Annotated in this window: 20 protein-coding genes; 9 read left to right on the top strand and 11 right to left on the bottom strand. The window is 58.4% G+C overall.

Annotation, left to right across the window (positions count from 1 at the left end; translation table 11 throughout):
* Nucleotides 1-34: 34 nt before the first annotated feature.
* The 3 genes from IT895_RS17815 to hemE form a co-directional block, all read right to left on the bottom strand.
* Nucleotides 35-1,060 (bottom strand): amino acid ABC transporter substrate-binding protein, encoded by a 1,026-nt coding sequence (locus IT895_RS17815; RefSeq protein WP_085919504.1) that lies wholly within the window; start codon nucleotides 1,058-1,060, stop codon nucleotides 35-37.
* A gap of 228 nt (nucleotides 1,061-1,288) precedes the next feature.
* Nucleotides 1,289-2,155, bottom strand: coding sequence for a polyamine aminopropyltransferase (gene speE / locus IT895_RS17810; protein WP_085919446.1), 867 nt, complete (start codon nucleotides 2,153-2,155; stop codon nucleotides 1,289-1,291).
* Nucleotides 2,152-3,267 (bottom strand): uroporphyrinogen decarboxylase, encoded by a 1,116-nt coding sequence (hemE, locus tag IT895_RS17805; protein WP_199284227.1) that lies wholly within the window; start codon nucleotides 3,265-3,267, stop codon nucleotides 2,152-2,154. The genes speE and hemE overlap by 4 nt, the downstream gene beginning before the upstream one ends.
* A gap of 227 nt (nucleotides 3,268-3,494) precedes the next feature.
* Between hemE and ribA the strand changes: the two genes are divergently transcribed.
* Nucleotides 3,495-4,130, top strand: a complete 636-nt coding sequence (gene ribA, locus IT895_RS17800; RefSeq protein ID WP_085919444.1) for a GTP cyclohydrolase II — start codon at nucleotides 3,495-3,497, stop codon at nucleotides 4,128-4,130.
* A gap of 23 nt (nucleotides 4,131-4,153) precedes the next feature.
* On the top strand, nucleotides 4,154-4,852 hold the full coding sequence (gene trhA, locus IT895_RS17795; RefSeq protein WP_085919443.1) for a PAQR family membrane homeostasis protein TrhA: 699 nt from the start codon (nucleotides 4,154-4,156) through the stop codon (nucleotides 4,850-4,852).
* Here trhA and IT895_RS17790 read toward each other — a convergent pair.
* The 6 genes from IT895_RS17790 to IT895_RS17765 all read right to left on the bottom strand — a co-directional run bounded on the left by IT895_RS17790 (nucleotide 4,849) and on the right by IT895_RS17765 (nucleotide 9,824).
* The gene (locus IT895_RS17790) at nucleotides 4,849-5,472 is read right to left on the bottom strand and encodes a glutathione S-transferase family protein (RefSeq protein WP_199284226.1); all 624 of its coding nucleotides are present in this window, start codon (nucleotides 5,470-5,472) and stop codon (nucleotides 4,849-4,851) included. The two genes, trhA and IT895_RS17790, sit on opposite strands and share 4 nt — an antisense overlap.
* Nucleotides 5,469-5,846: a hypothetical protein gene (locus tag IT895_RS17785; protein WP_199284225.1), complete on the bottom strand. Its 378-nt coding sequence runs from the start codon at nucleotides 5,844-5,846 to the stop codon at nucleotides 5,469-5,471. The genes IT895_RS17790 and IT895_RS17785 overlap by 4 nt, the downstream gene beginning before the upstream one ends.
* Nucleotides 5,847-5,919: 73 nt before the next feature.
* On the bottom strand, nucleotides 5,920-6,681 hold the full coding sequence (djlA, locus tag IT895_RS17780; RefSeq protein WP_085919440.1) for a co-chaperone DjlA: 762 nt from the start codon (nucleotides 6,679-6,681) through the stop codon (nucleotides 5,920-5,922).
* 30 nt (nucleotides 6,682-6,711) lie between these two features.
* Nucleotides 6,712-8,637, bottom strand: coding sequence for a 1-deoxy-D-xylulose-5-phosphate synthase (dxs, locus tag IT895_RS17775; RefSeq protein ID WP_085919439.1), 1,926 nt, complete (start codon nucleotides 8,635-8,637; stop codon nucleotides 6,712-6,714).
* A 3-nt stretch (nucleotides 8,638-8,640) separates the two neighbouring features.
* A complete protein-coding gene (locus tag IT895_RS17770; RefSeq protein ID WP_085919438.1) occupies nucleotides 8,641-9,534 on the bottom strand; it encodes a farnesyl diphosphate synthase in 894 nt (297 codons plus the stop codon).
* Entirely contained in the window at nucleotides 9,528-9,824 is a 297-nt protein-coding gene (locus tag IT895_RS17765) for an exodeoxyribonuclease VII small subunit (protein WP_199284224.1), read from the bottom strand. The genes IT895_RS17770 and IT895_RS17765 overlap by 7 nt, the downstream gene beginning before the upstream one ends.
* A gap of 266 nt (nucleotides 9,825-10,090) precedes the next feature.
* On the opposite strand from IT895_RS17765, the gene serA reads away from it, so the two are divergent.
* Nucleotides 10,091-11,335 (top strand): phosphoglycerate dehydrogenase, encoded by a 1,245-nt coding sequence (gene serA / locus IT895_RS17760; protein ID WP_066320841.1) that lies wholly within the window; start codon nucleotides 10,091-10,093, stop codon nucleotides 11,333-11,335.
* An 81-nt stretch (nucleotides 11,336-11,416) separates the two neighbouring features.
* On the opposite strand, the gene IT895_RS17755 is transcribed toward serA, so the two are convergent.
* The gene (locus IT895_RS17755; protein WP_199284223.1) at nucleotides 11,417-12,106 is read right to left on the bottom strand and encodes a pirin family protein; all 690 of its coding nucleotides are present in this window, start codon (nucleotides 12,104-12,106) and stop codon (nucleotides 11,417-11,419) included.
* Between the two features lie 208 nt (nucleotides 12,107-12,314).
* Here IT895_RS17755 and trhO point away from each other — a divergent pair, with 208 nt between their 5' ends.
* The 4 genes from trhO to ybiO all read left to right on the top strand — a co-directional run bounded on the left by trhO (nucleotide 12,315) and on the right by ybiO (nucleotide 17,175).
* Nucleotides 12,315-13,268: an oxygen-dependent tRNA uridine(34) hydroxylase TrhO gene (gene trhO / locus IT895_RS17750; RefSeq protein WP_199285520.1), complete on the top strand. Its 954-nt coding sequence runs from the start codon at nucleotides 12,315-12,317 to the stop codon at nucleotides 13,266-13,268.
* A 139-nt stretch (nucleotides 13,269-13,407) separates the two neighbouring features.
* Entirely contained in the window at nucleotides 13,408-14,232 is an 825-nt protein-coding gene (locus tag IT895_RS17745; protein WP_085919435.1) for an IclR family transcriptional regulator domain-containing protein, read from the top strand.
* Complete coding sequence (locus tag IT895_RS17740; protein WP_085919434.1) at nucleotides 14,232-14,663, top strand: YqaA family protein; 432 nt, start codon at nucleotides 14,232-14,234, stop codon at nucleotides 14,661-14,663. The genes IT895_RS17745 and IT895_RS17740 overlap by 1 nt, the downstream gene beginning before the upstream one ends.
* A gap of 121 nt (nucleotides 14,664-14,784) precedes the next feature.
* Nucleotides 14,785-17,175 carry a mechanosensitive channel protein gene (gene ybiO, locus IT895_RS17735; protein ID WP_085919433.1) on the top strand — a complete coding sequence of 797 codons (2,391 nt, stop codon included), beginning with the start codon at nucleotides 14,785-14,787 and terminating at the stop codon, nucleotides 17,173-17,175.
* A 57-nt stretch (nucleotides 17,176-17,232) separates the two neighbouring features.
* Here the strand turns inward: ybiO and IT895_RS17730 are convergent, their stop codons facing one another.
* A complete protein-coding gene (locus IT895_RS17730) occupies nucleotides 17,233-17,979 on the bottom strand; it encodes an SDR family oxidoreductase (RefSeq protein WP_199284222.1) in 747 nt (248 codons plus the stop codon).
* Between the two features lie 157 nt (nucleotides 17,980-18,136).
* Between IT895_RS17730 and folK the strand changes: the two genes are divergently transcribed.
* Both folK and IT895_RS17720 read left to right on the top strand, forming a co-directional pair.
* A complete protein-coding gene (folK, locus tag IT895_RS17725; RefSeq protein ID WP_085919431.1) occupies nucleotides 18,137-18,562 on the top strand; it encodes a 2-amino-4-hydroxy-6-hydroxymethyldihydropteridine diphosphokinase in 426 nt (141 codons plus the stop codon).
* A gap of 93 nt (nucleotides 18,563-18,655) precedes the next feature.
* Nucleotides 18,656-19,477 carry a flagellin N-terminal helical domain-containing protein gene (locus IT895_RS17720; RefSeq protein ID WP_085919430.1) on the top strand — a complete coding sequence of 274 codons (822 nt, stop codon included), beginning with the start codon at nucleotides 18,656-18,658 and terminating at the stop codon, nucleotides 19,475-19,477.
* Nucleotide 19,478 lies beyond the last annotated feature (1 nt).

The following is a 19,478-nucleotide window of genomic DNA, read 5'->3' as shown; positions in this document are numbered from 1 at the left end:
CAGGGCATGGCGGGCCAGGGGTCAAGCGAGACGCTTAGCGAATCGGCGGAGCATACTGGAAGCCACCGTCAGTCCACAGGGCGTTGACACCGCGTTCAATTTCAAGCGGTGAGCCCATGCCCACGTTGCGGTCGAAGCTTTCAGCGTAGTTGCCGACTTGGCTGATGATGTTGTAGGCCCAGTCAGCCTCCAGTCCCATGCCTTCGCCGTAGTTGCCATCCTGGCCGAGCAGTCGTGCAACATTGGGGTCTTCAGACGATGTCATCTCGTCGACATTTTCGCTGGTAACACCGTATTCTTCAGCGTTGATCATGGCGAACAGCGACCATTTCACGATGTTGAACCAGGTATCATCGCCCTGGCGTACCACGGGGCCCAGCGGTTCTTTGGAGATCACGTCCGAAAGAATCATTGAGCCTTCAGGGTTATCTAGCTGGATACGCAGGGCGGCCAACTGAGAAGTGTCGGATGTCAGTACGTCACAGCGTCCTGCCTGGTAGCCGCCCACGGTTTGTTCGGAGGTATCAAATACGATGGGGTTGAATTCCATGTCATTAGCACGGAAGTAGTCGGCGAGGTTTAGCTCGGTGGTGGTACCTGACTGAATGCAGATGGACGCACCGTTTAACTCATCTGCGCCCGTAATCCCCAGATCCCGTGACACCATGAAGCCTTGGCCGTCATAGAACGTTACGCCGGTGAAATTGAGACCCAACGTGGTGTCGCGCGTCGTGGTCCAGGTGGTGTTGCGTGACAGTACATCCACTTCGCCAGACTGCAGGGCCGTGAAGCGCTCTACGGCATTGAGGGAAATGTAGTCAACCGCGTCGGCATCACCGAGTACGGCGGCGGCGACGGCGCGGCAGACGTCAACGTCAAGCCCTTGCCAATTGCCATCGTCATCCGGTGCCGAGAAGCCGGGTAAGCCATCGCTGACGCCGCAACGAACGGCGCCGTTATCCCGGGTATCTTCCAGCGTGTCGGCCTGAGCGGTGGTCATACCCGCAAGGGTAATCGAACCAGCAGATACCAGCAGCGCCAAGTGTTTTTTATTCAACATGTAGGTTCCCTCGAATTGTTTGAAATCGTTATCCATGCCGTAGCATGTGACTAAACCTAGCAAGGAAGATGCCAAAAGGGGTACAGGCGCTGATTCAGCGCTTTTCAACGATAAATCGAACGTTTGATACGAACGTCTAGGTGCAAAAAATAAAAATGCCCACCCTCCCTGCACCTTTGTGGGGCGGGGAGGCAGTGGGCAATGATGAAAAGCGGTCTTCTGGCGGGATTATTTGGCGGCGATGGCCCTGCGCATGAACGGTGGTAACGCCAGTGCGCCGCGATGGGCTTCCAGCGTGTAGTACTCAAGCGGCAGGTCGTGGTTGGCAACTGCTTGCTCGCGAAAGGTGTTCACGTCGGTGTTTTTGCCTGCCAGTGTCACGCTCCACCAGCCGGACGGATACACTGGCTGCGGGAAGGGCAGCGTGGCGACGCTGTCAAACCCGGCTTCCTGCATGTCGTTGCGCAGTTCACGAATGATGGTGCCGCTATGGTAAAGCGGCGATTCGCTCTGCTGTACCATGACGCCGCCGTCTTTAAGGATGCGATGGCAGCGCCTTAAGAAATCGGTTTTAAACAGGCCCTCGGCTGGGCCAACCGGGTCGGTGGAGTCGATAATCAGTACATCGATGCTCTCGTCGGGGGTATCGTCCACCCACTTGACGCCATCGGCGAACAGCAGCTCGGCGCGGGGATCATTGTTCGATTCCACCAGCGCTGGAAAGAAGCGCTCGGAGGCTTTGGTGACTTCCTCGTCGATATCTATCTGGGTGACGTGTTCAACGCCAGGGTGACGCAATACTTCTTTGAGTGTCCCGCAGTCGCCGCCGCCAATGATCACCACCCGCTTGGGGGCCTGATGGGTGAACAACGCCGGATGGGCAATCATCTCGTGGTAGAGAAAGTTATCGCGGTCGGTGAGCATCACGCAGCCGTCCAGCACCAGCAGGTTGCCATAGGTCTCGGTGGCATAGACTTCCAGGTGCTGATAGGCGCTTTGCACATCCAGCAGTTTATCAGTGACTTTCAGCGAGAAAGCACTGCCGTGGCTATCGAAGACTTCGGTAAACCACTGGTCGTCACGTAATTTGCTCATGGCTGGGCTCCCGGATGTGCATCGTTCGATTGGGTCGCGATGCTCTGATGATATTGCGGGCTAAGGTCGTGCAGCGCTTCCATGAAGGCGGTGACATGATCCGGGTTGGTGAACTGGCTGATGCCGTGGCCCAGGTTAAAGATATGCCCGGGACCATGGCCGTAGCTTTCCAGCACGCGGGCAACTTCGGCGCGGATCGCGGAAGGCCGCGCGAACAGCACGTTGGGGTCCAGGTTGCCCTGTAGCGCGACCTTGTGGCCGACCCGGGCGCGGGCATCGGAAAGCTCTGTGGACCAGTCGATGCCCACGGCATCGGACCCGGCACAAGCGATGTGTTCCAGCCACTGGCCGCCATTCTTGGTGAACAGAATCACTGGCACCCGGCGCCCGTCATGCTCGCGGATCAGCCCGGCGACAATCTGCTCCATATAGCGCAGCGAAAACTCGAGGTACGCCGGGGTGGTCAGCGCGCCGCCCCAGGTATCGAAAATCTGTACCGCCTGGGCGCCCGCACGAATCTGCGCGTTAAGGTAGTCGGTCACCGCGTGGGCCAGGGTGTCCAGCAACTGGTGCATGGTATCCGGCGTGTCATAGAGCATGGTTTTCAGGTGGCGAAAATCTTTGCTCGAGCTGCCCTCGACCATATAGGTAGCCAGTGTCCAGGGGCTGCCGGAGAAGCCAATCAACGGCATGCGGCCGTTCAGCTCACGGCGAATCGTGGACACCGCACGCATCACGTAATCCAGGTCGCGCTCGGCATCGGGAACGCGGAGCGCGGCGACCTCATCAGCGGTACGCACGGTCTTTTTGAACTTGGGGCCCTCACCGGTTTCGAAATACAGCCCCAAGCCCATGGCGTCGGGAATCGTCAGGATATCCGAAAACAGGATGGCGGCATCCAGCGGGAAACGCTCAAGAGGCTGCAGCGTTACCTCGCAAGCCAGGTCATGGTTTTGGCAAAGGTCCATGAAACTACCTGCATCGGCGCGTTTAGCGCGGTATTCCGGAAGATAGCGCCCTGCCTGGCGCATCATCCACACGGGCGTGCGGTCAACGGGCTCGCGCGCCAAGGCGCGAAGAAAACGATCGTTTTGCAAAGGTGTGGGGTTCATAGACACTTGCTCTTGAGAAGTTTGCCCGCATTGTAGGGAGCTATTGTACTGGAAGATAGACCGCAAGGCGGCGCGACCCATGGCAAAAATTGTCGCACCACGCCGATTTTTCTCGACGTTTTTCCGTCACGCTAATCGTGAGCCGACCGCCGCTTCCTGCTAAACTACACGACCATTTTGCCAACACTGGTGTGGTTAACTGGTTTGGTTAATCAGCGAGGTAACCTGTGACCATTCGCTTCATCGCCGCTTCACACCTGCCCACGCCCTGGGCCACGTTTACCATGCATGGTTTCGAAGACGAAGCCACAGGCAAGGATCATATCGCCTTGACGCTGGGTGATGTGACCGGCGATGAACCGGTGTTGGGGCGTGTCCACTCGGAGTGCCTGACCGGTGACGCCCTGTTTTCGATGCGCTGTGACTGCGGCTATCAGCTACAGGAAGCGCTCAAGCGGATTGCCGAGGAAGGCCGTGGCGTGCTGCTATACTTGCGTCAGGAAGGCCGTGGTATCGGCCTTTTGAACAAAATTCGTGCCTATCACCTGCAAGACCAGGGGGCCGATACCGTCGAGGCGAACGAGCAATTGGGCTTTGGCGCCGATATGCGCCGTTATGACCTGTGCGTGCCGATGCTCGACCACCTGGATATTACGTCGTTGCGGTTAATGACCAACAACCCGCGTAAGGTCGATGCCCTGACCCGTGATGGTGTTAATGTGGTCGAGCGCTTATCCATTACCACGGGATTGAACCCGCACAACGAACAGTACCTCACTACCAAGGCGGGCAAGCTGGGGCACATGATGGCGCTGGATGATTTTACCCAGGCAAGCGACGTGGATATTGAGCGCAAGGGGTGATGGGTCGCTCAGGAGCATCCAGAATGGCAACCTTTGGTAACGAACAGCATGAAAAACCGTTGGCTGGTCAGGATAAATTCAGCGTTATCGAAGAGCGCCTGAATAGCATCTCCCACGGGCTGGGAGCGGTACTCAGTCTGGTCGGTATGGTCGTGTTGTTGGTGTTGGCGAGCTTGGCGGCCCATGTTGACCCTTGGAAGATCGTCAGCCTGAGTCTATATGGTACGACGCTGATTCTGCTGTATACCGCCTCTACCCTTTACCACGGCATCCCCCATCGGCGGTGGAAGCAGCGCTTTCAGCTGCTTGATCACTGTGCGATTTACCTGCTGATTGCCGGTACGTATACGCCCTTTCTGCTGGTTAACATGCGCGGCCCTACGGGCTGGGGACTGTTTACCGCCGTATGGTCGCTGGCACTGGTGGGAATTGTCTGCAAACTTCTTTGGCCCAATCGCCTGGCGGTGCTTCGCGTGGTGATTTACCTGCTCATGGGGTGGATGATCGTACTGGCTTCAGAGGAAATGGCGGCGAACCTGTCGTCGACTGGCATTGTGCTGCTGGCCAGTGGAGGCGTCGTTTACACCCTGGGCGTTATCTTCTACGCCGTGAACACCATCCCCTTCAACCATGCCATTTGGCATCTGTTTGTCATCGCGGGCAGTGCCTGCCACTACGCGGCTATCTTCAGCACCGTTCTGCCTCACGCTACCAACGCTTAACTTTCAGCCGCCGCCTTTTCACGGGCAATGGCACGTGCCATTTGCGGGCGCTTGGCATGGCGTCCGTGGTAGGCAATCAACGGATCAGGCAGGCGATGCTTCATACTGGCGGCCCAGCTTAGCGTGTGGGTGAGAAACAGGTCTGCCAGTGTAAAGGTGTCCCCCACCAATGTTTCCTGGCCCTGATAACGCCGTTCCAGCGCTTTCAAGGCGCGCTGAAACTCCCAGGCACAGGTGGGTAATATGGCGGGGATACGTTTATCCGCGGGCAAGGCAAACTGATGCTTGGCCTGATTCCACAGGGGCTGTTCCAGTTCGGTGACGATAAAGCTCAGCCATTGATCGACCTGCGCCCGTTGTATGGCGCTATCGGGGATCAAATGTCCATTGCCATGCTGTTCGGATAAATAACGGCAAATCGGCAGCGACTCAAACAGAATGACCTCGCCGTTGTCGAGCACCGGTACTTTACCATCGGGGTGACGCGCCAGATGCTCTGGCGTCTGGCCCTCGCCTTTATCCAGCGCGACATGCTGGCAACGGTACTCGAGGCCCAGCTCCTCGAGCGTCCAGGTGGCTCTCAGCGAGCGAGAATTAGGAAAGCTGTAGAGGGTAATCATGGGGCATCGCTGATCGTGCCGTAACCGGCCACTTCATCGTTTTTGATCCACTCAATATTGCCTTCACTGTTGCGGCGGACACCATAGCAGTCAATTTCATCACCGCCGTAATCGAAACACATGGTGTCATCAACAATGGTAGCCTCTCCAGAATAGCCGTCGCCCACAATTTCGCCATCGGGAAGGTAGACTTCGCTGTAGGCTTCACCACCAGCCATCTCGCCTTGTACCTGATTTCCCCATACCAGCTCACGAATTTCTTGGCCGGAAAGTCGTTCGCCATTGGTATCGGCCTCTGCGAAAGCGCTTACCGATAGTGTGCTGAGTGCTGCTGCCAGGCAGATCCCGGTAATGCTAGAGACTTGTACATGCATGATATAGGGCCTTTATTCTAGAATAGTGTGTACAAGATTAGCCGAGATAAGCGGCAATTGCGAATAGGCAACGCTACTGGTCCCTTGCCTCGCGGATACGTTCATAGGCGTTGCTGATCTCGCTGGTGCGCGCCTGGGCGACGTCGCGCATGCTTTCGGGCAGCCCTTTACCGGCCAGTTTGTCCGGGTGGTTCTGGCTCATCAGGCGGCGGTAGGCCTTCTTGACCTCGGCGTCGCTGGCATCCTCTGACACGCCCAGCACCCGGTAAGCGTCTTTGAGGGCTTCTTCGCTGGCGCCCTGAGAATTGGCAGCGGCGCCGTGCAACATGGCTTCGATCTGCTGGACTTCGGTCTCGCTGCAGCCCACGCCGCGGGCGACGCGCAGAATCATCTCGTGTTCGGCGTCATGCAGAACGCCGTCGGCAGCGATGGCCGACAGCTGAACCTGGAGAAACACCTGACGCATGACGGGCTGATGACGGGTGAGACGGTTGACGCTGGCAAGCTCGGCGTCCAGATCGAAGTCGTCGCTGCGGCCGCGCTCAAAGGCGGCGCGTGCCCGGGTGCGTTGTTCACCCTGCAGGCGCATCTGGTCGAAGAGTTTCTCGGCGACGTCCAGTTCGCCGTCGGTGACCTTACCGTCGGCTTGGCACAGGCAACCCATGACCGAAAAGATCGAGTCCAGAAAGCCTTCCTGGATGCGCATCCGCGCCTCATTCAGACGCCGCTTGATACGTCGCCCCAGCCACCAGCCCAGGCCGCCACCCACCAGCAGACCAACGGGGCCGCCGAAAGCGAGGCCGATAAGCGCAAAAATAACAATCAGAAATAACATGGCAGTCTCTAACGTTGATAAATAAAAAGATTACGGCAGTCGGGCACGAATCGCGCGTTCGATGCCGTCGGCATCCAGGCCGCAGTCATGCAGCAGCTCGGCAGGCGTGCCGTGTTCCACAAAGGCGTCCGGCAAGCCGAGGTTGAGCACTTCTACTTGAACGCCTTCGGCATGCAGGAGCTCATTGACGGCGCTTCCGGCACCACCAGCGATGACGTTTTCTTCCAGCGTGACCAGCAATTCATGTTCGTCGGCCGCGTGGAGCACGGCTTCGCGGTCCAACGGTTTGATAGAGCGCATATTGATGAGCGTGGCATCGAGGCTTTCAGCCACCTCGGCGGCGGCAGTGTTAACGCTGCCAAAGGCGAGTAACGCAATGCTGGCGCCACTGCCTGAAGACTTGCGGCGCACCTCGGCGCGGCCAATGGGTAGCGCTTCCAGGTGCTCGGGAATCGCTACGCCCGGGCCGGTGCCGCGCGGATAGCGCACGGCGGCAGGGCCCGGATGATGGTAGGCCGCACTAAGCATGGCGCGACACTCGGCTTCATCCGCGGGCGCCAGAATCACCATGCCGGGCACACAGCGCAGAAAGGACAAGTCCATGCTGCCATGGTGGGTGGGCCCGTCTTCGCCGACCAGACCCGCGCGATCAATGGCAAAGGTGACGTCGAGGGATTGCACTGCCACGTCATGAATCAGTTGGTCGTAGCCGCGCTGCAGAAACGTAGAGTAAATGGCCACCACCGGTTTCATGCCTTCGCAGGCCATGCCCGCCGCGAGCGTGACGGCGTGTTGTTCAGCAATCGCCACATCAAAGTAGCGCTCGGGGTATTCCTTGGAGAAACGAATCAGGTCCGAGCCTTCGCGCATTGCCGGGGTAATCCCCATCAGGCGATCATCCGCGGCGGCCATGTCGCACAGCCAGTCGCCGAATACGTTGCAGTATTTTTTCTTGGCAGGTTTTTTGGGCGCCACAGGCGCGGCGGTTGGCGTTTGATGAGCGGGCTCGCTGGGCTTTTCCAGTTTGGTAATCGCATGGTAGCCAATCTGGTCGGCTTCGGCGGGTAAGAAGCCTTTACCCTTGACGGTCTTGATATGCAAAAACTGCGGGCCGTCCAGGTCGCGCAAAGTGTCCAGCGTCTCGGTGAGTGTTTCGAGGTCATGACCATCGATGGGGCCGACATAGTTGAAGCCCATTTCTTCAAACAGCGTGGCGGGGCTGACCATGCCTTTCATGTGCTCTTCGGTGCGGCGGGCAAGCTCCAACGCGCCGGGAAGGTGGGAAAGCACCTTTTTACCTTCTTCACGCATCTTAAGATACGGCTTGCTGGAAAGCACGCGGGCCAGGTAAGTCGCCATGCCGCCGACGTTTTCGGAGATCGACATCTCATTATCATTGAGAATAACCAACATGTTGGCATCCACGTGCCCCGCATGGGTGAGGGCTTCAAACGCCATGCCGGCACTCAGCGCGCCGTCGCCGATAATCGCGCAGACGCGGCGTGGCTTGTTCTGGGCCTGGGTGGCCAATGCCATGCCAAGCGCGGCAGAAATTGAGGTGCTGGAGTGGCCGACGCCAAAGGTATCGTAGCCGGACTCGGCGCGGCGCGGAAACGCCGCGAGGCCACCGTGCTGGCGAATGCTGAGCATGGCGTCACGCCGCCCTGTGAGTATCTTGTGCGGGTAGGCCTGATGACCCACGTCCCATACCAGTCGGTCGTCGGGTGTGTTGAACGCGTGGTGTAGCGCCACGCTCAGCTCCACCACCCCGAGACCCGCGCCAAAGTGGCCGCCGGACACGCCAACGCTGTAAAGCAGATAGGCACGCAGTTCGTCTGCCAACTGGGCAAGCTGCCTGGCGTTCATGGCCCGCAGGGCGGCGGGGTGGTCAAAGGAGTCGAGCAACGGCGTTGCCGGGCGCTCGCGGGGTATTTCGTCGAACAGCTTCATGGGCATTGTCTAGTGGTCGCGCTCGATCATGTAGTGGGCAAGGTCGGCCAATGGCTGTGCGTTCTTGCCCAGTGGGGCAAGCGCGGCAATGGCCTCGTCAATGAGTGTCTGGGCTTTGTGCTGTGCGCCTTCAAGCCCCAGTAAACCGGGGTACGTCGGCTTGGCGCGGGCAGCATCGGCGCCGGATGTTTTACCCAGTGTGGCGGTGTCACCCGTCACGTCCAGCACATCGTCGTGAATCTGGAAGGCTAGTCCAATGGCACGCGCGTAGCGAATCAGCGCCTGTAGACGGGAGTCGTGTTCGTCAACGGCGATCAGCCCGCCCAGACGAACCGCGGCGACGATCAGTGCGCCGGTCTTGTGGGCGTGCATATGCTCCAAAGCCTCGACATTGGGGTGGCCACCAACGGCAGCGAGGTCCAGTGCCTGGCCAGCGACCATACCATCACGGCCAGCGGCGCTGGCAAGGGTGGTCACCAGGCTGCCAAGCCGTGGGTGCCCTGTGCGGGCCAGCACTTCAAAAGCCAGTGCCTGAAGGGCATCGCCTGCCAGGATAGCGGTGGCTTCATCAAAGGCCTTGTGGACCGTTGGCTGTCCGCGGCGCAGGTCGTCGTCGTCCATGGCGGGCAGGTCGTCGTGGATCAGCGAATAAGCATGGATCAGTTCGATGGCGGCGGCAGCTGCGTCAAGCTCGTCGTCGCGGGCCCCCAGCGCCCGGCCGGCCAGATACACCAGTAACGGGCGTAGCCGCTTGCCACCCACCAGCAAGCCATGGCGCATGGCGGCTTCCAGGCGCGGCTCGGTGGCCCGTTGCGTATCAAATAGCGCGGCCAGGGTGGCGTCAACGCGATTATTGCTTGTGTCACGCAACATAGTCAGCCCAGCGGCGGCGGGCGCTACCATGGTGGCGTCTCCTTGTTGCTGTCATCCGTGCCATCAGAATCTTCCGTGGGCGCGTCGGGGCCATCAAAGGGTGTAACGTTCAAGCGGCCTTCACTGTCTTCACTGAGCGCGCGCACCTTTAATTCCGCGCTATCCAGGCGTTGCTGTGCGTCACGGGTGAGGCGAACGCCTTGCTCAAAGGCGGTCAGCGCATCCTCCAATGAGAGTTCGCCAGACTCCAGGCGTTCCACGAGCGTCTCTAGTTGCTCAACCGTGGCGGCAAAATCTTGTGGGGGTGTGGTGTCACTCATTGGGCCATGCCTACCGTTTTCCTGACGCCCTGACGTGGGCGGCGCGTGTGTCTGCAGAGAACAAGGCCAACAGTATACACCGAGGGCGGGGGGTGGCGTCTGCCCTCAAGGCCCTGCCGAAGGTGCGACTTGTGTCGCGTTCATCTTGACAACGCACACTTTTCATCACGCGAGCCCAGCGAGAGCGTGGGCGAATGTGCTACCATACGGGCCTTCCGCGAACCGTTAAGCGGCGCATGCCGCCGATCATAGAGGTTGATTCAGCCATGGCCAAAACGTCCCTGGACAAGAGCAAGATCAAGATCCTGCTGCTCGAGGGCGTCCACCAAAGCGCGGTGGACAATTTTCAAAACGCAGGTTACGAAAATATCGAGCATCTGCCTACATCGCTGGATGAAGAGGCGCTGATCGAGAAGATTCGTGACGTTCACTTCATCGGTATTCGTTCCCGTACTCAACTGAATGAGCGCGTGTTCGCGGCGGCGGAAAAGCTGGTGGGCGTTGGCTGTTTCTGCATCGGCACCAATCAGGTCGACCTTGACGCAGCGCTCAAGCGCGGGATTGCGGTATTCAACGCACCGTATTCCAACACCCGCTCAGTCGCTGAGTTGGTACTCGCCGAAGCCATCATGCTGCTGCGCGGTATTCCGGAGAAAAATGCCCGGGCTCATCAGGGCGGCTGGCTGAAATCGGCGAAAAACTCCCACGAAGCCCGCGGAAAAACGCTGGGTATCGTAGGTTATGGCAGCATTGGCGCGCAGCTTTCCGTGCTCGCCGAGTCGCTGGGCTTTAACGTCATTTATTACGATGTGATCACCAAGCTGGGCATGGGTAACGCCAACCAGGTGGCGAGCCTTGAAGAGTTGTTGGGGCGCGCCGATGTGGTCAGCCTGCACGTGCCTGACCTGGCGTCCACCCGCTGGATGGTAGGCGAAAAAGAAATTGCTGCCATGAAGCCCGGTGCCATCTTGATCAACGCCTCGCGGGGCAGCGTGGTGGAAATTGAACCGCTGGCTCAGGCGATCAAGGCGGGCAGGCTGAACGGGGCGGCGATTGATGTCTTCCCCGTCGAGCCGAAGGGCAATGCCGAGGAGTTTGAAAGCCCGCTACGCGGCCTGGAAAACGTTATCCTCACGCCGCATATCGGCGGCTCGACCCTGGAAGCCCAGGAAAATATCGGCATCGAGGTGTCGGAAAAACTGATCACCTATTCCGATAACGGCACCACGGTGACCTCGGTCAACTTCCCCGAAGTGGCGCTGCCCGCGCACCCGGACAAGCATCGCTTGCTACATATTCACGACAACGTGCCCGGTGTGCTGTCGCAGATCAACCGTGTGCTATCTGAGAACGGCATCAATATCTCGGGCCAGTACCTGCAAACCAACGACAAGGTTGGCTACGTGGTCATCGATGTGGACAAAGCCTACGGCCCCCAGGCGCTGGAAGCGTTGAAGCAGGTCGACCATACGCTGAAGATTCGCGTGCTCTACTCGGCGCAGAATAGTTAAGCAACCTTACCGTTGTACTAAACGGTTGCACTAACGCCAAAACGGCCCCGATCGGGGCCGTTTTGAGTTCAAACCTCTGGCTCAAGCCAAATCAAACAGCAACACTTCCCCCGCCTTCTTGCCGGTCAGCGTAAATGTTTCGTCCGGTTGAAACGACGCGGCGTCGCCCGCGCTTAGCGTTTCGCCGTTGACCTCCATTTCGCCGTTCACCACGTGCAGCCACGCATAACGGGTACTCGGTGTATCTGCCTGTTCGCCTTCATTAAACAAGGCGCTATACAGATTAACGTCCTGATTAACGCTCACCGAGCCATCCTGGCCGTCAGGTGATACCACCAGCCGCCACTGGCCCTGCCGCTCAGCGTGCGGAAAGGCTTTCTGTTCGTAGCTGGGCGCAATGCCGCGTTTGGCGGTCTCGATCCAGATTTGCAGGAAGTGCAGGCCGTTTTCCTTGGAATGGTTGAACTCGCTGTGCAGCACGCCGGTGCCTGCTGACATACGCTGCACGTCCCCCGGGCGCATCACTTCACCATTGCCCATGTTGTCCTGATGGGCCATTTCGCCATCGAGCACATAGGAGATGATCTCCATATCCCGATGGGGGTGAGCGCCGAAGCCGTGTCCAGGGGACACGCGATCTTCATTGATCACCCGCAGCGCACGGAAGCCCATGTGGTCAGAATCCATGTAATTGGCAAACGAGAACGTATGGTAGGAACGCAGCCAGCCGTGGTCGGCGTAGCCTCGCTCGTTTGAACGGCGGATCTTCATCATCAACTCCAGAGTGTTGGGAGAATGACAATTAATATACGCCTGCTGACTGAGGGCGTGGGGTGAAGGTTTCTCAATGATCAGATCGAATAAATCGACGTATCGGGTTGGGCGCTTTACGTCAGACTTTTTGCTAAAATGCGCTCGTTAATTCACCTGGTCCGCCTTTTACGGGGGCGACTACCTGGAGTTCGTCATGTCAGTACCTATGTCATCAACTACGTCATCACCGCGTATTGTGGTCGCGGCGTTATATAAGTTTGTCACCCTGAACGACTTTGAAGCGCTGCGTGAACCGCTGCGCCAGACCATGCTGGATAACGGCGTGAAGGGCACGCTGCTGCTTGCCAAAGAGGGCATCAACGGCACGGTTGCCGGTACCCGCGAGGGCATCGATGCGCTGCTCGCCTGGTTGACCGCCGACCCACGGCTAAGTGATATCGACCATAAAGAATCGTTTTGTGACGAGCCGCCGTTCTATCGTACCAAGGTGAAACTGAAAAAAGAGATCGTCACCCTGGGTGTTCCGGACGTCGACCCTAACGACACCGTAGGCACTTACGTCGAGCCGGAGCAATGGAACGACATTATTGCCGATCCGGAAGTGCTGGTTATCGATACCCGCAACGACTATGAAGTGGAGATCGGCAGCTTTGAAGGCGCCGTCGATCCAAAGACCACGACCTTCCGTGAATTCCCTGAATACGTGCGCGAACACTATGACCCCGAGAAGCATAAAAAAGTCGCCATGTTCTGTACCGGCGGTATCCGCTGCGAAAAAGCTTCCAGCTTCATGCTCAAGGAAGGTTTTGACGAGGTCTATCACCTCAAGGGTGGCGTGCTGAATTACCTGGAAAAAGTCCCCGAAGAGCAGTCTCTGTGGCGCGGTGAGTGCTTCGTTTTTGATAACCGGGTGACCGTTCGCCATGACTTGAGCGAAGGCGAGTTTGAACAGTGCCATGCCTGTCGTCGGCCGATCTCCGCAGAAGATATGCAGTCGTCCGCTTATGAGCCTGGTATCAGCTGCCCCCACTGCATCGACTCGCTACCCGAGAAGACCCGTGCGGCGGCGCGCGAGCGTCAGCGCCAGATTGACCTCGCCAAAGCCCGTGGTGAGCCGCATCCATTGGGCCGTGATATGCGTAAAGCGTCGTCTATTTAGTTGCTTACCGGCAGTCAGGTGGTGGTGGAATTCGTTTCCGTAAGCGCGACAGCGGCCGCACAGGCACGTTATCCTTACGCTCTTTGCGCCTACCTATAAGTAGAGGTGCCTTCAGGAGAGCTTTTCAGGAGAGAGCCAGGTGAGTGACGTAAAGCGCAGGACCGTTGGCCGCCCGGCCAATTCGGCCAAAGCAGGCGGTGGGCACAGCCAGTCGTTGGTGCGTGGGTTAAATCTGTTGGAGTACCTGGCCAGCAGTCCCGAGGGTTTGGCGCTTTCCGCCCTGGCGGAAATGGCCGATCTCGCGCCTTCGACAACCCACCGATTGCTTCAGGCGCTGCAGAGTCAGGGCTTCGTCACTCAGGAGAATGAACAGGGCCTGTGGCGTATTGATGTCAAGACGTTCCGCATCGGCAACAGCTTTCTCGAAGCGCGGGACGTGGTCGCCACCAGTCGTCCGTTTTTACGTCGCCTGACAGCCGAGACCGGCGAAACCGCCAACCTGGGCATCCGCGATGCTGATACGGCGGTGTTTCTTGCCCAGCACGAGTCGCCGCAGATGATGCGCATGATTACCCGGCTAGGCTCGCGGGCGCCCTTGCACGCCTCCGGTGTCGGCAAGGCCCTGCTTGCCTGGATGCCCGACGACGAACGCGCCCAACTGCTCGCTAAAGGTGAACTGCCCCGGGTGACCGAAAACACCCTTTACCAGCCCGACACCCTGCTCGACGAGATGCATTGCATTCGTGACCAGGGTTTTGCCTGTGACCGTGAAGAGCATGCGATTGGCTTGCACTGTGTAGCAGCATGCGTCAATGACGAGCACGGCATGCCGTTGGCGGCCATTTCGGTGTCAGGCCCCGTGGCGCGTATCCCTGAGGCTCGGCTACTGGAGCTGGGCGCGCTGGTGCGCCGCGTGGCGGATGAGATTACGCTGCAGTTGGGTGGTCAACTTCCCGCGTCCTGATGCTGAGCCTTTTTTGGATAGCGCTGCTCAGCGCTACGTTATTGCCTGGCGGGTCGGAAGTCTGGCTCGCGCGACAATGGTGTCAGGGCCAGCCGGTCCTGGCATTATGGTGCGTCGCCACCGCTGGCAATACGCTGGGCAGCCTGGTCAATGTAGCCTTGGGCCGTTACGCACGGCGCTTTCAGGACCGTCGTTGGTTTCCGGCTTCCCCCGCGCAGCTGGCCCGTGCCGAACGTTGGTACCAGCGTGTTGGTGAAGCGAGCCTGCTGTTGTCTTGGCTGCCGATCATTGGTGATCCGTTGACCGTCGTGGCCGGCATATTACGCTTGCCCTGGTGGCGCGCGCTGGCATGGATACTGGTCGCAAAAGGTGCCCGCTATGCACTGATACTCGGTTTGGCAGCGTCCTGGCTCGAGCCTTTGTGCAGGTAATCATGTTAAGCTCAATATCCTATACAATGCTTATATGTTCCTTGGCATGTATGATTAGTCGAAACAATTAGCTCAGCCGTCAGGTTGATGCAACGACTCACCATCAAAGGGAGGTTACGGTGTGACGCCACTACGTTTATTACCCTGTCTCAGCGTCTGGCTGCTAGCGCTGATGACGCTGTTTGCTGCGCCCGTGTTTGCGCAAAGCAGTACACCAAGTGAAGGTGGCAGCGACGGGGCAGAGACCACTGAACCACAGTCCTATGAATCCCTGGCGAACTTACTCGAAGACGAGCAGGCTCGCCAGGAACTCATCGACTTGCTACGCAGCCAGGCGTCCGAGGTGGCCGAGTCATCGGAGCTACCCGGGGGCGCTGCCCAGGGCAGTGATATCGCCCCCGAGGATGTGTCGCTGCCGCGCCAACTGGCTCAACTGACCAGCAATGTTGTCGGCGAAGTCGGCGGCCAGTTCGAACAACTAGTGCTGCTGGTGCGTGGCCTCTTTGTCGGTGGTGGCGAGAGCGTCTTCGACATGGCGGTATTCATGTCCGCGGCGATCAATCTTGGTATCGTGATTGCCGCCACCTTCGCCATGTTTATGGTGTTTCGACGCGTGGCGAAGCCGTTGTTCACTAAAATCAGTGGCTGGTCCCAGCAGGGCGCCGGGCTGACGCCCGTCCTGCGTTTGATTGTTTGCGTGGCGATTGCCGCCGTGATTGATGTGCTGCTGGTGGCGCTTGCCTATGTCGGCGGTAATCTTGTTGCCACCTTTGCGGTCGGTGAAGTTGGCGACCTCTCCACTCGGGCATCCCTGTTTCTCAACGCCTTTTTAATCATTGAGCTCTTGAAAGCCGCGGTGCGGATGCTGTTTTCCTCGCGCTACGAAGGGTTGCGACTGTTGCCGATTTCAGCGCAGGAAGCCTCCTACTGGAACCGTTGGTTAGCCCGCCTGATTGGCATGGTGGGATACGGCCTGATGGTCGTGGTCCCGCTGGTCAATTTCTATGTGTCGGCAGCCATTGGTCAGGCGGTCGGTACCTTGATCATGCTGCTGGCGTTCATTTATGCCGTGGCGGTGGTGCTGAAAAACCGCGTGCGCCTGCGCGACAACCTGAATACCGTCGGTGCACGCTCGACACTAGCCGCCAGCCGTGTGTCTCTTCAGCTGTTCGCCCGCACTTGGCACCTGTTCGCGCTGCTCTACTTCCTGATGGTGTTGGTGCTGACGCTGGTTCGTCCAGGCGATGCCTTGCCGTTTGTGCTGTTTGCGACACTGAAAACGCTGGCAGCGGTCGTCGCGGGCCTCTTGGTGTCGTCGTTCCTGACGCAAACCATTGGCCGCCGCATTCAGCTCTCGCCTGACATGCGCCGCAAGCTGCCGCTGTTGGAAAAGCGTCTTAATCGCTACGTGCCCAATGCGCTGCGTATTCTGCGCACGGTGATTGTGGTAACGGTCATCATGGTGGTGCTGGATGCCTGGGGCGCGTTCGATCTGGCCGCCTGGTATGCCTCTGAAGCCGGAGCTGGCCTGGTTAGCAAGTTAATCAGCGTGGCCATTATACTTATCGTTGCGATCGGCGCGTGGCTGGGGCTTGCCAGTCTGATCGAACACAAGCTCAATCCGGATACCGGAGTAGGCGAGCCCACCGCACGGGCAAAAACGCTGCTCAGCCTGTTCCGCAACGCACTGGCCATTGCCATGGTGACCATCACCGGCATGATCGTGCTGTCGGAGATCGGCATCAATATCGGCCCGCTGATTGCGGGTGCCGGTGTGCTTGGCCTGGCAATTGGTTTCGGTGCGCAAAAACTGGTTCAGGATGTCATCACCGGCGTCTTCATCCAAGTGGAAAACGCCATGAATACCGGCGATGTGGTCACCGTTGGCGGCATTACCGGCACGGCGGAAAAACTCAGTATCCGCTCGGTGGGTATCCGTGATCTTAGCGGCACCTTCCATATCGTGCCGTTCTCCAGCGTCGATACGGTCTCCAACTACATGCGCGAGTTCGGTAACCACGTCGGCGAGTACGGCATTGCCTATCGCGAAAGTATTGACGATGCGATCGAGCAACTAAAAGTCGCGTTCGAGGACCTCAAGGCCAGCGAAGAGCATGGCCACAAGCTGCTCGAAGACATGACCGTTGCCGGGGTCATCGCGCTGGCGGATAGCTCGGTCAATATCCGTGTGGTGATCAAGACCACGCCGGGCGACCAGTGGGCGGTTGGGCGTGCGTATAACCGTTTCGTCAAGCTGCGCTTTGATGAAGCCGGTATCGAAATACCCTTCCCGCATACCACGCTGTACTTCGGCGAAAACAAGGACGGTAGCGCACCGCCCGCGAACGTCCGGGTTATCGACTCCACCGCCGAGGAAACAGACGGCAAGCAGGCTCCCCGTCAGGACGCTGGAGAACAACAACCGGCCTCTCATCAGGATGTGCAGCAAGCGTCGGACTCGGATCACATCAAGCCCGACCACGACGACGTTGATACGCCTGACGGGCGCTAAACGCCGCATCGTAATACGCAAAGGGGCTGCCATCGGGCAGCCCCTTTGCTTTGCGGGTTACCCCGGATAGTTTTCCGAGTGACGCCCTTCCACATTGATGGATTCGCCGCCGTCGACAAATAGAATCTGCCCGGCGACAAAGTCGTTGTTGAGCAGGTAATGCAACGCCTGCACGAGATGGTCGGGTTCGCCTTGTTGCTTGACGGGGATCCCGTCGATGCGCCAGTCGATGTAGTCGCTGGTACGCTGGGAGGCGGGTAGCACGACGCCCGGCGCGATGCCGTTCACCCGGATGCGGGGGGCAAACTCCAGCGCCGCCATGCGTGTCATCTCCGCCAGACTCTTTTTGGACAGCAAATAGGCGGCGTAGGGGTACTGGTGGTAGGCCACCTTGTTGTCGATGATATTGATCACCTGGCCCGTGTCGACAGCGCTTGCAAAGTGCCGGGTTAACAATAGTGGGGTAAACAGATTCACCCGGAACTGGGTTTCCAGCATCTCAAGGTCGGTCTCGGCAAGGGGCGCGGGCGTGTAGGCGGATGCGCTGTTGAGCAGGACGCTCAGCTTTGGGAATCGCTGTGTTACCTGCTCGATCAGTCGGCCCACATCGTCGTGCAAGAAATCGCAGCTGAATAGCTCGCAATCCCGACCTTTTGCGCGGATGCCTTCGGCGACTTCCTCTGCCTCATCGCGGGAGCGGTTTACGTGCAGCGCGATGTCATAGCCCGCGTCAGCCAGTGATTCGGCAAAATGACGTCCCAGGCGCGTTGCCCCGCCGGTAACCAATGCGGCCGGTGTACTCATTGAACAATCCTCGTCGTGATAGGGTGCTTGATCGGTGTAGGATGACATGACTGTCTGCGTGAGGGCAGCGTTTGTCAATAAATTGTACAGTACTTGCACAAACGGTGCAGAACGTTAGGCTTGGGTTTTATCGGCGCTTCGCTCAAGGATGGATAACATGTCTCAATCACGTTTATATGCCCAACCCGATACCTCGCTTCACGAATGCGTCATTTCGCTGGGCTCCAATATAGAGCCCGAGCGGCACGCGGCCGAGGCACTGGATATCCTTTGCCAAGAGTGTGAAATGGTCGGCCGCTCCCGTGAAATCGTTACCACGCCGGTCGGCTACCAGCAGCAGCCCAACTTTCTCAACGCGGCCTTACTGGTGCGCACGCGCTTATCGATGAGTGACTTTCGTGCCTACCTGAAAGGTGTGGAAGATCGCCTCGGCCGGGTTCGTGGCCCGATCAAGTCGGGGCCGAGGACCATGGATCTGGACATTGTTGCCTGGGATGGCGAGCTGGTGGATGAGGGCTATCTTGAGCACGATTATGTGCGGGTCCCCGTTGATGAGTTGCTGTCGGCAGTGGAGCGCAAATAAATCCTTCCTTGGGGCTAACGCCGGGTACTAAACGGCCGATAAGTAATATTCCTGGCTGTTTCCTTTAAGCGCTGTGCCGCTTGGGAGAAATCGGTGGTAAGCCTCAAAACCAATATCAGTTCCTTGCTTACTCTTCAGCACCTGCGGAGTAGCCAGCAGTCGATGCAAACCGCCATGCAGCGGCTTTCGTCCGGCCTGCGCATCAATAGTGCCAAGGATGATCCTGCTGGCCAGGCGATTGCCAACCGCATGACAGCACAAATCAAGGGCATGACCCAGGCGATTCGCAACACCAACGATGGCATATCAATGGTGCAGACAGCGGAAGGCTCGCTAAATCAGGTTAACGACAACCTGCAACGCATCCGTGAGCTGAGCGTGCAAGCAGCGAACGGCACCAACTCTTCCGACGACCTGGTTTCTATCCAAGACGAAATCGATCAGCGTTTAGAAGAGATTGATCGCATTGCCGGGCAGAGTAATTTCAACGGCATAGGGCTGATTGACGAGCCAAAGTCGTTAAACATCCAGGTGGGTGCTAACGATGGCAGTAGCATCGCAGTACGTTTTGAAGGGATGGGGTTGCAGGCCCTGGGCCTGGAAGGCTTTAGTATTCTTGATGACGGTAGTGCCACCGAAGAGCCGCTAGCGACCCTGGATGACGCTATCAAGCGCGTAGACCGTCAGCGCAGCTATATGGGGGCCGTGCAGAATCGCTTTGAAAGCGTGATCGACGGGCTTAATACCAATATTATCAACACGTCCGCCGCCCGGTCGCGCATTCAGGATGCTGATTACGCCAAGGAAGTTTCAAATCTGGTGCGCGCTCAGATCCTTCAGCAGGTAGGCATCGCTATTTTGGCCCAGGCCAACCAGCAGCCGCAGATGATTCTGCGACTGCTGGAAGGACTCTAGT

This window comes from Halomonas sp. A40-4 (genome assembly GCF_015767635.1).
GTDB lineage: Bacteria > Pseudomonadota > Gammaproteobacteria > Pseudomonadales > Halomonadaceae > Vreelandella > Vreelandella janggokensis.
This window is presented reverse-complemented; position numbering and strand designations above follow the sequence as displayed.